Origin of the sequence: Paenibacillus sp. FSL F4-0125, from assembly GCF_038008565.1 — a bacterium.
Classification (GTDB): domain Bacteria; phylum Bacillota; class Bacilli; order Paenibacillales; family Paenibacillaceae; genus Paenibacillus_AQ.
In genome coordinates, this window is the sequence record NZ_JBBOZJ010000001.1 from 6,183,132 (window position 1) to 6,198,101 (window position 14,970).

Annotated in this window: 15 protein-coding genes; all 15 read right to left on the reverse strand. The window is 45.8% G+C overall.

Features of this window, described 5'->3' with window-relative positions; all coding sequences use genetic code 11:
- Positions 1-6: 6 nt before the first annotated feature.
- On the reverse strand, positions 7-762 hold the full coding sequence (locus tag NST74_RS27580; RefSeq protein ID WP_042131353.1) for a WecB/TagA/CpsF family glycosyltransferase: 756 nt from the start codon (positions 760-762) through the stop codon (positions 7-9).
- Between the two features lie 6 nt (positions 763-768).
- On the reverse strand, positions 769-1,902 hold the full coding sequence (gene csaB, locus NST74_RS27585; RefSeq protein WP_341115471.1) for a polysaccharide pyruvyl transferase CsaB: 1,134 nt from the start codon (positions 1,900-1,902) through the stop codon (positions 769-771).
- Positions 1,878-3,914, reverse strand: a complete 2,037-nt coding sequence (locus NST74_RS27590) for a DUF5693 family protein (protein WP_341115472.1) — start codon at positions 3,912-3,914, stop codon at positions 1,878-1,880. The genes csaB and NST74_RS27590 overlap by 25 nt, the downstream gene beginning before the upstream one ends.
- 134 nt (positions 3,915-4,048) lie before the next feature.
- A complete protein-coding gene (locus NST74_RS27595) occupies positions 4,049-5,770 on the reverse strand; it encodes a phospho-sugar mutase (protein WP_042131356.1) in 1,722 nt (573 codons plus the stop codon).
- A gap of 47 nt (positions 5,771-5,817) precedes the next feature.
- Positions 5,818-6,240: a 3-hydroxyacyl-ACP dehydratase FabZ gene (fabZ, locus tag NST74_RS27600; protein WP_042131357.1), complete on the reverse strand. Its 423-nt coding sequence runs from the start codon at positions 6,238-6,240 to the stop codon at positions 5,818-5,820.
- 256 nt (positions 6,241-6,496) lie between these two features.
- Positions 6,497-6,733 carry a DNA-directed RNA polymerase subunit beta gene (locus tag NST74_RS27605; RefSeq protein WP_341115473.1) on the reverse strand — a complete coding sequence of 79 codons (237 nt, stop codon included), beginning with the start codon at positions 6,731-6,733 and terminating at the stop codon, positions 6,497-6,499.
- Between the two features lie 10 nt (positions 6,734-6,743).
- On the reverse strand, positions 6,744-7,565 hold the full coding sequence (locus NST74_RS27610; protein WP_341115474.1) for a flagellar hook-basal body protein: 822 nt from the start codon (positions 7,563-7,565) through the stop codon (positions 6,744-6,746).
- 52 nt (positions 7,566-7,617) lie between these two features.
- A complete protein-coding gene (locus NST74_RS27615) occupies positions 7,618-8,496 on the reverse strand; it encodes a flagellar hook-basal body protein (RefSeq protein WP_341115475.1) in 879 nt (292 codons plus the stop codon).
- Positions 8,497-8,543: 47 nt separating this feature from the next.
- The gene (locus tag NST74_RS27620; RefSeq protein WP_042131361.1) at positions 8,544-9,542 is read right to left on the reverse strand and encodes a rod shape-determining protein; all 999 of its coding nucleotides are present in this window, start codon (positions 9,540-9,542) and stop codon (positions 8,544-8,546) included.
- A 129-nt stretch (positions 9,543-9,671) separates the two neighbouring features.
- Entirely contained in the window at positions 9,672-9,959 is a 288-nt protein-coding gene (gene spoIIID, locus NST74_RS27625; protein ID WP_019915029.1) for a sporulation transcriptional regulator SpoIIID, read from the reverse strand.
- Positions 9,960-10,229: 270 nt separating this feature from the next.
- Positions 10,230-10,964, reverse strand: coding sequence for a M23 family metallopeptidase (locus NST74_RS27630; protein ID WP_042131362.1), 735 nt, complete (start codon positions 10,962-10,964; stop codon positions 10,230-10,232).
- Positions 10,965-11,025: 61 nt separating this feature from the next.
- Positions 11,026-12,177, reverse strand: coding sequence for a stage II sporulation protein D (gene spoIID, locus NST74_RS27635; RefSeq protein WP_341115476.1), 1,152 nt, complete (start codon positions 12,175-12,177; stop codon positions 11,026-11,028).
- A gap of 235 nt (positions 12,178-12,412) precedes the next feature.
- The gene (gene murA, locus NST74_RS27640) at positions 12,413-13,789 is read right to left on the reverse strand and encodes a UDP-N-acetylglucosamine 1-carboxyvinyltransferase (protein ID WP_076119185.1); all 1,377 of its coding nucleotides are present in this window, start codon (positions 13,787-13,789) and stop codon (positions 12,413-12,415) included.
- A gap of 201 nt (positions 13,790-13,990) precedes the next feature.
- A complete protein-coding gene (locus NST74_RS27645; protein WP_042131364.1) occupies positions 13,991-14,248 on the reverse strand; it encodes a DUF1146 family protein in 258 nt (85 codons plus the stop codon).
- Positions 14,249-14,547: 299 nt separating this feature from the next.
- On the reverse strand, positions 14,548-14,964 hold the full coding sequence (locus NST74_RS27650) for a F0F1 ATP synthase subunit epsilon (protein ID WP_042131365.1): 417 nt from the start codon (positions 14,962-14,964) through the stop codon (positions 14,548-14,550).
- Positions 14,965-14,970 lie beyond the last annotated feature (6 nt).

A 14,970-nucleotide genomic window follows, 5' to 3' on the forward strand; every position in this document is an offset into this window, starting at 1 on the left:
ATTTCACTAGACTTTTGTTACTTTATCTTTCTCACGCACCACTTTTAATGCGAATTTCGGCAGTGCAAGCATTCGTTTGTACCGAGTAGGCTCTTTTAGGAGGCGGTACAACCATTCTATTCTCATTTTTTGGAAGGCTTTTGGTGCCCTTTTACTCTTTCCAGAAATCACGTCAAAGCTGCCGCCGACCCCCATCATGATAGGAACACCCAGTTTGGATTTATATTTAGCAATCCATGGTTCCTGACTATCCGCACCTCTGGCAACAAATAGTAGGTCAGGATTAACCTTAACAATTCCAGCAACAATTTCTTCATCTGCTTCCGGACCAAAATATCCGTCGTGATATCCTGCAATGATAACACCCGGATATTGCAATTGTAACCTTTCAGCGGTTTCCCGAATCACTTCAGGCGTAGAACCAAGGAGATATACCTTCCAACTATATCTTTCACCCTGTCGCATCAATTCATGTAACAGATCATAACCTGCTACCCGTTCTGATACCGGCTCATTACAATAATTAGCAGCCCATACAACGCCCGTCCCATCGGGGACAACCAATTCAGCCGATTTCATAATATCCATATAAGCTGGATCTTCCAGTGCAGCCATAACCATAATCGGATTTGCTGTAATCACTTGATGCGGGATACGGGTATGAACAGCCTCCGTCAAATAGGCAACTGTTGCTGCCATATCAACTTTCGAGACTCTAATCCCAAAAATAGGAACTGTAGGTACCGCGCTTTCTGCTTTCACTTTAGATCATCCTTTATGGTGAAAATATTCTACAATTTGCCGAGCTGGTGCCCCTGCTTCTTGAATCAACTTGGAAATGACATCTTTACGTTCTGTTCTCCATTCCTGACCTGTGTTCAAAAGATGGACAATCTCGGCAGCAACATGTTCAGCATCAAGTGCGTTTGTTGCTCCAACAGGATGGCACTGGATTCTTTCCAGAAAATGATCGATCTTCGGATCATAAGAAATACCTATCAGTGGAACACGTCTTCCAGCCGCGTATATCAAGCTATGAAGTCGCATACCGATCAGAACATCGCATACTCCCACTTCCCGTAGCATCTGCTGTGGGTGAATAGCATCCTCACAAATACTGACCTGCCCACCATGTTCGGTTATGCTTTCTTCCAAGCGCTCCATCACATAACGCGAGGCTTCATTATCAGTTGGAAAATGAAACGGAAGGAATCTTAAATGCAACGGCTTATCAAGATTCGCCTTAATCAATCCTTGCACAAGTGCATCCAATTCCTTGCGATCTTGTTCCCAATAACGTACCGATATTCCTACTACAGGAAGTACACCCGAAGAAGGCGGCTGTCCTGCAGAACCAGTCTCCTCAGGCAGAGACAAGCCCAAAACTGGGTCAGGAACAACCTCTATGTTCTTCTGCTCTAGTCCCATAGATAGGAGAAGTTCGCGGGATTGTTCATCCCGCACAGATATATAGTTACATTTGCGAAACACGGATTTGATTAACGGGTGAAAAAGTTTGCGATTCACAGGTCCGATACCTTGAGCATAGATAAAGGTGGGTCTACCCATCCACTGCGCAAGCTTTAAAATACCTAAATAGTAAGGAATGGTCTTGCTACCTGTTACATCCTGCAGCAGGCTGCCCCCACCACTGATCAGACCAGCACTCTCATAAATCGCTTGGCGGACTTCGACAAGCTTCATCCGGTGCACGGATTTCACTCCGTATGTGGCACTGGTCCACTCAGGATCAATCGATAGCACTATAGGCTCAATGGATATACCCAAAGCTTGAGACTGTTTCTGCAGTGCAATTAGAATGGACTGTAGCACCGCTTCATCTCCACTGTTACTGAAACCATAGTAACCAGAGATAACTATTTTTTTAGGAGTGGCGACCATCGTTTCCAACACCCTTCTGCAATCTGCCATACGATTACGGCAATTATACCAATGATCAGTCCGAGACCAAGACCGAGCAATCCGCGAACCAGCGAGATCAGAACAGGTGAATGAATATGTGCAAAGGTATCCACCATGGAGAGCTGACCGATTACGGCAATAATCATGATAAACGCTGCACTCCGGTATCTAAAGGCTAGGAATGCACCCAAAATTAAGAGTGGGTGAGCCAGTAAAAATTCTTTGTTACGTGGCCGGACACCGACCGTATTCTCAAGGAATGTACGGAAAGCCATTTCTAAAGGTGTTACGTTGCCACCATTTCCAGTTCGGCTCAAATAATACATCCCCACTACCCCAAGAACCGCAGCGGCAATAACCCAAGCCAGTGTAATAGGTGTCCGAAGCAGCTTGCCTGTTTTGTTGAAAACAAACTCTCCACGGTATAAAAGTACATATAGTGCCACAAGGCCGATAGGTGCCATGTGCAGTAGACTAACACCACGGAACTGGTCCAGCACTAAACTGTAGGTTATGTTGTTGAGCAGTGCAATCACGAATGGCACAGCACTCAAAGAAATTAATGAGGTCTTCAGATAAAGCACCAGACTATGCGTGAACCGACGTTGCGGGCTCATAGCCTTATAGGTAAGGTTATTGCCCCGTAAAGGAGGCCCCATTTCATTGACCTTACGAATGGCAAGTACAACCGCAAGAGTTGGTGCACTTATCGCGGCCGCTAGCGCCAGTGCCTGCTCAAACAGCTCTGGTTTCAATACCAGCAGGCCTGCACTTCCCAGTAATCCTAGCACCCATGCTGGGATCGTAAGCCAAGGAATAAAGTAAGAAATCAGCAGCGCCACTAACGAGACTGCGCCAACTACTGCAACTAGCTTGAAGTAACGCTGATAAGACGAATCTACAACCTCAAAAGCCGTAGCTTGTCCTAACTTAAACCCATTGTCTTTGATCTGCTCAACGGCACCACCAGGATCACTAAGACTCGTGACAAGGTTGTCCAGCGTATCTGTTATCTGTGCCTTAGCTGTATTCCGTGAAGGAATCGTATTTAAATAAATCATGCGGATATTACGATCCTTTGTTGCCAAAGCGAAACGATCCGAGATCACTTTTGGATCTAAGGCAGAATCACCTTCACTAAGGGAATATAACCGTGTTACGTTATAGTCCAGCAAATAAGCAAGCTTGTTAAAGCCCTTCTGCTGTTTCTTAATATTTTCAATCGCTGCAATTCCGATTCCACGTTCTTTAAGGAGGTTTGCAAAGTCAGTGATACTGCCAGTATCGGCATCATCATTAAACCCTTTAACGGACTCTCCTTCGAATAGGATTCGTTTTACACCCAATTCTTCATAACGATCCAACAGCTTCTCAACTGTTGCTTTATTATAAGTCAAAGAATCCACAAGACGCGGTACAATGGTGAAACCTTTGTCATGCAGCATCTCCAGTGTAAATGGATCTGGCTGAAGTGGCTTCAGTGTAGCATCTTCTATTGGAGTCTCAATAATAAGACCTTGTTGTCCGCGGAAACTCCATTCCTTTGAAGTAATCCCAAGATTACCGAATGCCTCTTTAATAACAGGCGCCAGAGCCTGGTAGTAATCAGGATTAGTAAAAAGAACATAAGTATAATTCTCATTCTCCGGAATGATTGTATCGGTAAGATTAGCGATATCAGCCGCACCCCACATCATTAGACGACGCGCCTTACGATAATCTTCCAGCGTGCTTTCGTAAATCGCCATGCTCTGAACACCAGCATCTTTTAGGCGATCTAACTGTTCAGAAATATAATTCTGCGGATTTGCACGATAGCTGGCGACTTCAACTAAATCACGATAATCAAATACAAATTCCACTGTCTTGGAAGACTTCTCCGTCTGCAGACGGTCATAGACAACAGGCAGGGCAGCTAAAACGCCAACCACAACTATAATCCACAGCCACTTTCGGGAAGAAATATTCCAACGTTGCCATTTTTGCTGCACCAAAAGTACCTCCTCTTTCACTTTAAAACTCTTTTTACAAAAGTAGAAACGGATCGTCATCCTTTTAGAGACGGTACCCGTTTCTACGTAAAAAATATAATTTCACAATATAGAATGCGCTCTATATTCTTATTTTATTGTTCCCCGTCAACACGGGCCATAACCTGTTTGGATAGTGTAGCTACCTTGTCTTTAGCATTCTGCAAGGATTCACCCACAACCGCAAAATAAACTTTAATTTTTGGTTCGGTACCGGAAGGACGCAGGCAGAACCATGAACCGTCAGCGAGCAAATATTTCAATACATTTTCCTTCGGCAGACCATTCAAGCCTAGTGAATAATCCAGTACCTCTGTAACGGCAGATCCGGCAATTTCTTGTGGCGCATTCGTACGCCAATCATTCATAATACCTTGAATTTGCGCAACGCCATCCTTACCCTTTAAGGTACGGGACTCCAGGCTTTCCAAGAAGTATCCGAACTGCTCATACAATTCCTGAAGAACATCATATAGTGTTTTGCCTTGAGCTTTGTAATAAGCACCTGCTTCAGCGATCAACATAGCCGCAAGAACGGCATCCTTATCACGGGCATAGTTACCTGCAAGATAACCATAGCTTTCTTCATAACCGAAAAGATATGTGTAATCTCCGGATTGTTCGAATTGAGTCATTTTTTCGCCAATATATTTGAAGCCCGTTAGCGTATTAAATACAGTTGCACCATAATGAGAAGCTACAGCAGCTCCCATCTCGCTCGTCACGATAGTCTTCACAACTGCACCATTGCTAGGCAACTTACCTTGTTCCTGTAAACGGCTCAAATAATAATGAATCATCAGAGCTCCAGATTGATTGCCCGACAAAACAACAAATTTACCCTCATTGTCGCGAACCACTGCACCCATACGGTCTGCATCGGGATCCGTACCAATTAAGAGATCCGCATTCAACTCTTCACCCAGCTTCATAGCCAGTGTAAAGGCTTCGCGCTCCTCTGGGTTCGGCGATTTCACAGTAGAAAATTCGGAATCTGGTTGCTCTTGCTCAGGTACTACATGCACCTGTGTGAACCCAATTTTCTCAAGCACACGACGAACTGGCAGATTACCAGTACCATGTAGCGGGGTGTATACGATTTTGAAGTCTTTTCCAAGCGTGGAGGCAATCTCTTCACTTGCAAGACTAACCGCAGCGACAGTATCGGTAAACGCTTCGTCATCCTTCTCACCAAGCCAGTGAAGCAGACCTTGGCGCTCCGCTTCTTCTTGGGAAATCCGTTTCACACCATCAAAAGTGTCAACCCCTAATATGTAAGAAATGACCTTTTCGGCTTCGTCAGGAACAAGCTGTCCCCCTTCAGAATTATAAACTTTATACCCGTTATATTCTGGCGGATTATGACTTGCAGTAATAACAATACCACCCGTTGCCTTCAAATGACGCACGCTGAACGAGAGTTGCGGTGTTGATCGCAGAGAAGTGAATAAATGAGCCTCAATGCCATTAGCAGCCAATACTAAAGCAGCCTCAAGCGTGAATTCTGGCGAGAATCGACGGGAGTCATGAGCGATAACAACAGAAGGTCTTCCCTCTCCAGTATGCTTTTCCAGAATATAATTAGCGAAACCTTGTGTAGCTCTGCCTACCGTATAACGATTGATACGATTACTACCCGCACCAATTACACCGCGTAGACCACCTGTACCGAATTCTAGATCTCTATAAAATCGTTCCTCAAGCTCCTGTGGTTCGTTCTCCAACGCACGCAACTCCGCCTTCGTAGACTCATCGACAGAGGCGTTCTCCAGCCAGCGAGATAAGGTTTCTGCCGCTTTTGGGCTTAATTGAGTCATTTAGAATCTCTCCTTCTCCATGTATAATATATTTTCGCTAATTAATATTAGCTCAGAGCAAACATAATTTCCCCAGAGGCAACAACTTTTCCATCAACCGATGCAGTAGCTTGTCCTTTTCCAATACTGCCCTTAAGACGGGTAATCTCCACTTCAAGAGTGAGCGTATCTCCCGGTACAACTTGACCACGGAAACGGAATCCATCCAGCCCAGCTAAAAATCCAATTCGGCCGCGATTCGCTTCTACCCCCAGAATAGCAACCGCCCCAACTTGAGCAAGCGCTTCTGTAATCAATACACCCGGCATTACCGGATAACCAGGAAAATGACCTGCGAAGAAAGGTTCATTGATCGTTACATTTTTGATGCCTACAGCTCGTTTACCCATTTCAATCTCTGTGATTTTGTCCACCAGCAGAAATGGAGGCCGATGGGGGATGATTTCTTGAATTTGGTTAATATCCAGCATTATAACAAAACTCCTTTCGGATGATACTTCATTTATTCTTCGCCGAAATGCATAAATTTAGGCAGCTTCGGTAAAAACTATAACTATCCTTCACCACCTGCAGAAGTGGAGGTTAAGATAAGGGGCTTTCTCCAACGGATGCGACAGCATAGCGGAGAGGGCCCTTTTTGCTGCCCGTGGCCCCCCACCATTATACATTTATCCGTATAAAAAAGAAAACTCCCTTATACAACAAGGGAGTCATTATCCTCTTTAATTATGGAGCAAAAACCAAATCATATACATGTCTCCATGTGCTCCATTGTATAACATCGCTAAACTCTTTTTTGCCAAGGACGACGTAACCGACGACCAGCCCGCCTCCAAGTGCAGCAACGAGAAGCAAAGGAATAAGAATCCACTGGATGAGTGTCCATTTTGATAATCCTCGCTGCTTCGTCTCTTTCTTGTCTTCGGGTTTGTCTTCCGATTTTACCTTTTTCTGACGTTCCATTCCTTCACCTCTACCCGCGCATGTTATTGGCCAGACCTAGCATCTGATCACTGGAAGAAAGCGCCCGAGCTGCGAGTTGATACGTACGTAGAATCTGCATCATTTCTGTCATTTCTGTGGTCATGTCGACATTCGACTGCTCCAGCCACCCTGAGCGCACTCCAATTCCAGAAGCCTCACCTGCCGCTCTTTGAACAAAAGCCTGCTGTACTGTTACTCCATCGGCAAGCATATAGAAATTTCCGTCCACTGCCTTTAAAGCATTCTGTGTCTTAGGTTCTACAATCATTATAGTACCCGCTACCTGAACAGGTCCATTCTCAGTCTGTTTCGTTAATACACGACCAGATTCATCGATAGCCGCATTCACGCCCACAGAGACCCTTAAAGGATTACCTGCTGTATTCAGTACCGGATTCCCCGTATTATCTACAAGGACCATCTTCGTTGCATCGGCAGTGTCCGGAGTAAAGTGAAAGTCACCTTGTCGTGTATAAGCTGTAGTTCCATTGACCTGAACTCCAAAAAGCCCATTCCCCTGAATCGCCAAATCGGTTGGATTACCGGTTTCTTTAAGAGGTCCTTCTTCCCAATTGGTCGTAATCGAAGGCACATAAGTCCCAAAACCGATATTAAAACCCAGCGGTGTAGCGCGGCCCGGCTGATCATAGTCATCTGATTGCTGCTGTACACGAGTCAGCACATCCTCAAAGGAGCCTTGCTTGCTCTTATAGCCATTTGTATCCATATTGGCTAGATTATCCGCTATAATATCAAGCCGCTTCTGAAGGCTGGACATGGAGACTGCTGCACTAATCGTTGAGTTGTTCATAGATCAAACCTCCTATAAGCTTTACCTGTAAAGCTCAGTTCATAAGTAGTGCCTATACCCTGCCGACTTCAGTTACAGCCTTTTGCAAGCTGCTATCATAATATTGAACGATCTTTTGGTTCGCTTCATAAGCCCGGTATGCAGCATTCAAATCTACAGTAACCTGGGTAGGATCAACATTGGAGCCCTCTAAGTATCCTTGACGCACCTGCAAGTTATCAGTTGCATTGGAGTAACGAATGTCCGCCGCCGCTATATCATCAGCGTGAAACACACCTTTACCATCACGTACAAGCTCCTGCGGCTTTGTAACTACACTCACACCAATCTTGGTCCCTGTCGGAAGTCCTGTTTCTGGATTTAGTACATTCCCCTGCCCGTCCACTTTAAGGGTGTCCTGATTTCCTGTCAAGACAAGAGGCTTGCCAGTGGAATCAAGAACCTTGAAACCTCCACTGCTCAACACTTCTCCCGTAGCTGCATTGACTGAGAAACTTCCATTTCGGGTAAATAAGTTATTGCCTTCAGCATCCTGTACTGTAAAAAAAGCCTGTGGACGGTAAATAACCTCACCATCAGGGCTTACATATTTCCCCGAACCATCAAAAGATATATTCTGACCCGTCACAGGGTCCGTGACTTGCAAATCCGTAGATAAAGCAAAATCCATAGACTTGCCGCTCTCCCTTAAATCACCCTGTAAGTATTGGGATATCGACTGTTCTGCAAAAACCCCCGTGTTAAGGCGCCCAACCGGCGTAGTATTGCCATTACTCATAGCCGAGATCAAGACATCCGGAAAAGCATGATTAACACTATCCACCTGCTTATATCCCGTTGTATTTAAGTTAACAATGTTCTGTGTTGCCGTATCGTGTCTACGTTGCTGCGCAACCATACCTGCAGCTGCCGTATATAATCCTCTTATCATGAAGGTAGTCTCCTTCCGAATCTAATGCTACCTTTTATATCGGCTGCTTAGAACTTTTTCTTAACGACCTTGTCCAAATTGTCCAGCATAATCCCTGTTCCCTTTACTACACAATGCATAGGGTCTTCCGCAACCCAGACAGGTACATGTAATTCTTCTGAGAGCAGCTCGTCCAATCCGTTAAGCAGAGCACCTCCGCCAGTAAGAACAACACCCCGGTCAATGATGTCCGCAGACAATTCTGGTGGTGTACGCTCCAGTACCGATTTAGCCGCAGCCACAATGGAAGAAACCGGATCCCACAACGCTTCCTTTACCTCACCAGCCGTAATAGTGAGCGTCTGGGGAAGTCCGCTTACCATGTCCCGGCCGCGAATATCCATTTCGGACTTCATCAAACCAGGTCGAACCGTACCAATAGTAACCTTAATATCCTCTGCTGTCCGTTCACCGATCAATAATTTATACTTTTGTTTAATATATCTTAAAATGGCCTCGTCGAACTTGTCTCCAGCGACTTTAATCGAAGAAGCGGTAACGACGTCGCCCATAGAAAGTACGGCTACATCCGTCGTTCCGCCACCGATATCGACGACCATATTTCCACTTGGTTGATAAATGTCCATTCCCGCTCCAATCGCAGCGGCCTTTGGCTCTTCTTCCATAAACACTTCCTTAGCCCCGCTACGTTCTGCCGCTTCCCTTATGGACTTCTGTTCCACAGATGTAATATTTGTAGGGGCGCATATCAGAATGCGAGGCCGTGAGTACCAGGTACGACCGCCAACACGGTCAATAAAATACTTCAGCATCATTTCCGTGATTTCAAAATCCGCAATGACACCATCCCGTAAAGGACGGATAGTTGTTATATTTCCAGGTGTACGTCCAACCATGCGACGTGCCTGTTCTCCCACCGCAAGGACTCTCTTCGTATCACTTTCAAGTGTGACCACGGAAGGTTCATCCAGAACGACTCCCCTTCCCTTAACATGTATGAGCACATTGGCCGTGCCGAGGTCGATTCCGATATCCTTGCTAAACATAATGAAAGAGCCCCCAAAGTGTTATTTTAATTGAAAAAACAGCAGTTAGTACTAAATTTAAAAATAACATACTTTAGGGGAAGTACACAATGTTTTAAAGCTGAATATTTCCTTAAATTTCCGAAAATCTCATGGCTTTGATGCTACAGCAACCTCACGCTTTTTCCCCGTCGTTTTTTTATATTTAATTTTTGTGGCTTCTCCCCCCCGAAGATGTCGGATGGATTTGTGATATTCAAGAATGTGCTTCACCTGATCAGCCAGATCAGGATTGATCTCTGGCAGACGCTCAGTCAAGTCTTTGTGCACCGTGCTCTTTGAAACGCCAAATTCCTTGGCTATGGTCCGGACCGTATGCCTGGTTTCCACGATGCAGCGTCCGATTTTGATCGTACGTTCCTTGATGTAATCGTGCACGCTCCCGCCTCCCAACTGTGGATAGTTTGGTACATTATATGAGGGGCGGGCTTATATATTCGCGCTTTCAAGACATGACAAGCCTGGGAGGGCTCATTTTATTTAATGGACAACCTAAGAAGCCTTGTTATTCGCAAGCCGGAACGTTATTAGTCCTTTAGAACATGCAGCCGTTTCTCGCAGAAAATAAGGCTCTTTATAAGCATGCAGCTTAAGAAGAGCCTTGTTCACAAAAAAATAGGGGGCTTTCGCCCCCCGCTATAGCTATTCTTATCGCCCTGGCAATAACTCAGATGGATTAACTACGTTACCATCCTTATACACTTCAAAGTGTACATGATTACCGAGGTTCTTCTCGAGTTCACTGCGACCTGCTGTTGCAAGAGTATCCCCTTGTTTCACAACATCGCCTTTTTTAACTTTCGTGTCGCCAAGACTTTGGTACACGGTCTTCATGTTACCTTGATGAGTAATCTCAATTACCTTACCTAATACCGCAACATCTTCCACTCTAGTTACTTCACCGCTAAGCGCTGCTTTAACGTCGAATGTGTTGTTGTCTTCACGGGCAAGATCAATACCGACATTAGGAATAAATTTGTCGTTATACTGCACCATGGCGGCAACGTGATTATCCTCTGTACCATTCTCATCATAGTACGGCTTGACCACTTCTACTTCCCCTGGATTGGCTACTGGCCAAGCCAAGCTTTCCGCTGAAGCAAGAACTTCAAGGGCATCTGGATTACTGTTAGCAGTACCAGCTTCGTTAGTCGAAGCTCCTACTTGCTGTGTTGTGGCGGCGGTGTCCAGCGGCTTTTGGCCGGCATCCTGATAGACCCACACCAAGGTTAGTATAATTGCCGCTGCCGCCGTGTAGACTGCTGGGAACACCCAACGTTTAGATAACATCTTGCTCCATGAAGAAGGTTTAGCACCTGAATCTCCCTGCGATTTTTTGAGAGATTCATCATGGTTTGTTTTGTTTTTGTCTTGTTCATTCATATGGTTATCACCTCAGTAACCAGTGTTACCGGGCTTCTATCTTTTATACGTATCTTTCAAGTTATTTTTTCAGAAGAGTTGAGATTTGCGTAAAAGAGATACCACTGTAATAGTGTTTGAGAATTTGAGTAGCCGTTCCGCCTTCCTTTGCCATTCCATTTGCTCCCCACTGACTCATTCCCACACCATGCCCATTTCCGAAGGTAGTTATAAAGATTTTGTTCCCTTTTCGACCCCAACTGAATTGGCTGGAACGTAACCCTAGCTTCTCTCTTACTTCTCTTCCAGTAAAAATAGTACCGCCGATAGAGATTTCTTTAACCCGATGTCCAGTGGTAAGAGACAACACTTCTACCGGCAATTCAGAAGAAGTAGATATCTTCTTAGTTGGGACTGAATGGGTCATTTCTTTGGAAGCAGGGATTACGCTGTCGTTTAACCCAAGTCTAGTAAGTATTTCCGAAATGGTGAAGGTCGTTGTCACCGCATAGTTTGGCGTAATCTCTTTCTCCCAAGGACTCGTCACACTGCGCAGATAGGGAATAGCCGCATTCCAGTATTCTTCCGAGTTCTCCGTATATCCTCCACTGGAGGCGAAAAAGGAGGCCGTAATCGGCTGCCCTTTATAGGTCATAATGACACCGCGCGTCTCAAGGACCGCGCGCTGAAGCTTAGCGAGCTCGGCGCTTCTTCCGCCGAGCTTCCACTCCCGTTCCAGCGTGTCCTTAGATACGTAAGCCTGATGGCTTACCGTATCGGTTACATCCGCCCCCGGAACGGGGACGCCGCTCCTGTCGCCAGCCAGCAGGCGGCGAAGGATAAAGGTGCGGGCCGCTACTGCCTGTGCTTTGAGCGCTTCAAGCTCAAAGCTGGCCGGCATCTCGGCCGCAAGCACGCCGCTGACGTAGTCCTCCAGCGGCAATGTCTCTATTTGTCCGCTACGCGACAAATAGACGGAGACCTTCGGCTGCGGCGCTTCCTGCGCAGCCGCCTCCGGCCCTGCGGGTGCGGCCGGTGCGGCCGTAACCGCCGGCAGAGCCGGAGGCGTCGGTTGTCCCCGGTGCAGCGGGACAACCACCAGTGGAATCAGCAGCGCCGCCAGGATAGGCGCTGCGAACCAGGCGACGGGACCAAGTCGCCTGAGCCGGGGACCAAGGGGACGCGAGTGCCAGCGCGTTGACTTGTTACGTCGCAAGTAGTGGAAATCTTTCATCTCTATGGCTCCTTCCGTGAGTCACTGTTGATTCTTATAGATATGAATTTAAAGCAACTACTAGAACAACATTTGAGAGAAAGAGAGTAGCATTCTCGTATCTATCACTATGCCCCGTGTTTGAGAAATACAAACCAAAAAAATCCCCACTAGATGAGGATTTAGAGATACATTCTTAACAATAAAAAAAGACCAGGCCGCATCACTGCAGCCTGATCTCACCTAATGACTGATATTATACCCAAGTTGCTTGAACCTGAAAGCGAGGTTTAACTTCTTCGCTTTTATTCGATTCGCTCTTGGCGACTTCTGGTTTAAGAGTTTCATCCTTCACTGTTTGTACAGCTGTGTCTTCCATGGAAATACGCCATATTTCCGCACCTAGTCCAGACAGCTTCTCAGCCAAATGTACGTATCCGCGGTCAATATGATGAGTTCCACTTACCTCAGTAGTACCTTCAGCAACCAGACCTGCCAAAATAAGCGCAGCTCCCGCACGTAGATCCGTAGCACATACTTTGGCTCCGACCAATTGTGCATTACCTGTAACGATTGCTGAGCGGCCTTCGATCTTAATCTCAGCATTCATGTTATGGAATTCGTCCACATGCATGAATCGGTTCTCGAATACAGTTTCCGTAACGACACTAGTACCTTCAGAGCGCAGCAATAATGCCATCATTTGTGACTGCATATCCGTTGGAAAGCCTGGATACGGCAAAGTCTTCAAATCAACAGCTTTAAGAGGTTTGTCACTAATTACACGAACCCCGTTCTCATCAGGAATAATGGTTACGCCCATCTCTTCCATTTTAGCAATGACAGGTCCCAAGTGATCAGCGATTGCGCCTTCCACATATACATCGCCACCTGTAATTGCTGCAGCAGCCATATAGGTGCCGGCTTCAATACGGTCAGGAATCACATGATGCTTAACGCCATGCAGACGTTCAACACCTTCAATACGGATAACACCTGTTCCTGCACCGCGCACGATTCCACCCATGCCGTTCAAATAGTTGGCTAGGTCTACAATTTCAGGTTCTTTGGCCGCATTCTCAATCACGGTCACACCTTCGGCTAGTGTTGCTGCCATCATTATATTTTCGGTCGCACCCACGCTAGCTACATCCAAATACACTTTGGCTCCGCGCAGGCGACCGTTACTTTTCGCTTCAATGTAGCCCTGGCCGAGACTAATCTCCGCACCAAGCGCTTCAAATCCTTTCAAATGTTGATCTATCGGTCGTGTGCCAATGGCGCAGCCGCCAGGCAAAGAAATTCTTGTCTGACCAAGCCGAGATAACAGAGGTCCCATGACTAAAAAAGACGCCCGCATTTTTCGTACCCATTCATAAGGTGCTTCACAGGAAGTGATGTTTGTAGCATCCACCTGGATAATATCGTTTTGATATGTAACCCCTGCACCCAAAGATTCCAGCATTTTTGAGATCGTCATTACATCATCAAGCGGAGGTGCGTCCACAATGACGCTTACTCCTTCTTCTGCCAATAGAGAGGCGGCTATGATCGGTAATACGGAATTTTTTGCGCCGCTAACTTTCACGCTCCCGGTCAATCTGTTGCCACCGCGGACGATAAATTTGCTCATTTTCGGTTTCCCTCCGCGTCCATTATTTCTTAAATTATTTTTTTAGATTAAAAGTAATTGCAAAAAAATTCGCATACTCCATCAATATGCCCTTTTAGCCGGGCATGTTCCTTAAAGTTCAGTGTTGACATAATAAAACCTTATTATTCGACACTTTTTGACCACTGCGACCTATGACACTTATAACCAAACTCCATATTCCTAAAACATATAGCGGATCATCCCACTCCAGCTAAGGTAATCCAGAAAGAATCCTGCAACTAAACGACCAAGTACAATGGCCAGAAGCAAGTGCAGCAGCCTTCCCTGAGGACTCTTGGGATATCTTATGACCAAATCCAGCTTAAGGTTCTGCAATGCCCACCAAGATAATACAACACTGAGCAAAGAAACAATCATTGAGATCATGCTGCTGGTTCCAGCTGCACTAGACCATCCATTGGACAATATATCCCCCATGCTAACCCTCCGTGTTCGTATTACTCGGAAATCGACTCTTATATCATACTTGTGCAGGGCAAAAGAATCCAGTACTTTTACAAATTTTTAAACAATTCAATGCCAATATCCAAGAAAATGAAGAAATCTTAACCTTAAATATATAGATTACTATAACAAGCTTAAACGCATTCAGCGGCGTCCTTATAAGGACGGTAAGCGTTTATGCGAGAAATATAAGACAGAAAGTATTGTGTAAAACTTATACTCTCTTATATTAAAAAAAAAGCAGTCAAGCTTAGAGCTTGACCGCTAATAACCTACTGTTGTCCTTTACCAGTGGACACTTTAATCCGTGTAACAGCGCGTTGCAGCGCCAACTCCGCACGGCGGTGATCGATATCATCTTGTTTGCTACGAGTCTGGAGACGGCGTTGAGCCCGTTCTCTAGCGGCTTCGGCGCGCTCAACATCAATATCTGTTGGCAGCTCGGCACTTTCGGCCAGCACTGTTACCTTGTCCTTATGCACTTCAACGAACCCGCCATGAACGGCGATGGAAATCGTAACACCGTCCGATTTGACGGATAACGGAGCAACCTGAAGTGGAGTCACAAGCGGAATGTGTCCAGGCAAAATACCCAACTCGCCTTCGACTCCCCGTACTGTCAAGCTATTCACTTGTTTAGAATAGACGAGATGCTCCGGCGTGACAATTTCCAACAAAAAGGTATTCACTTCCAT

Coding starts and splice junctions, on each gene's coding strand:
- murA (WP_076119185.1), bottom strand. CDS start 13,789: ATGAGCAAATTTATCGTCCGCGGTGGCAACAGATTGACCGGGAGCGTG.
- fabZ (WP_042131357.1), bottom strand. CDS start 6,240: ATGCTGGATATTAACCAAATTCAAGAAATCATCCCCCATCGGCCTCCA.
- spoIID (WP_341115476.1), bottom strand. CDS start 12,177: ATGAAAGATTTCCACTACTTGCGACGTAACAAGTCAACGCGCTGGCAC.
- NST74_RS27615 (WP_341115475.1), bottom strand. CDS start 8,496: ATGATAAGAGGATTATATACGGCAGCTGCAGGTATGGTTGCGCAGCAA.
- NST74_RS27645 (WP_042131364.1), bottom strand. CDS start 14,248: ATGGGGGATATATTGTCCAATGGATGGTCTAGTGCAGCTGGAACCAGC.
- NST74_RS27610 (WP_341115474.1), bottom strand. CDS start 7,565: ATGAACAACTCAACGATTAGTGCAGCAGTCTCCATGTCCAGCCTTCAG.
- NST74_RS27595 (WP_042131356.1), bottom strand. CDS start 5,770: ATGACTCAATTAAGCCCAAAAGCGGCAGAAACCTTATCTCGCTGGCTG.
- csaB (WP_341115471.1), bottom strand. CDS start 1,902: ATGGTCGCCACTCCTAAAAAAATAGTTATCTCTGGTTACTATGGTTTC.
- NST74_RS27605 (WP_341115473.1), bottom strand. CDS start 6,733: ATGGAACGTCAGAAAAAGGTAAAATCGGAAGACAAACCCGAAGACAAG.
- NST74_RS27620 (WP_042131361.1), bottom strand. CDS start 9,542: ATGTTTAGCAAGGATATCGGAATCGACCTCGGCACGGCCAATGTGCTC.
- NST74_RS27630 (WP_042131362.1), bottom strand. CDS start 10,964: ATGAATGAACAAGACAAAAACAAAACAAACCATGATGAATCTCTCAAA.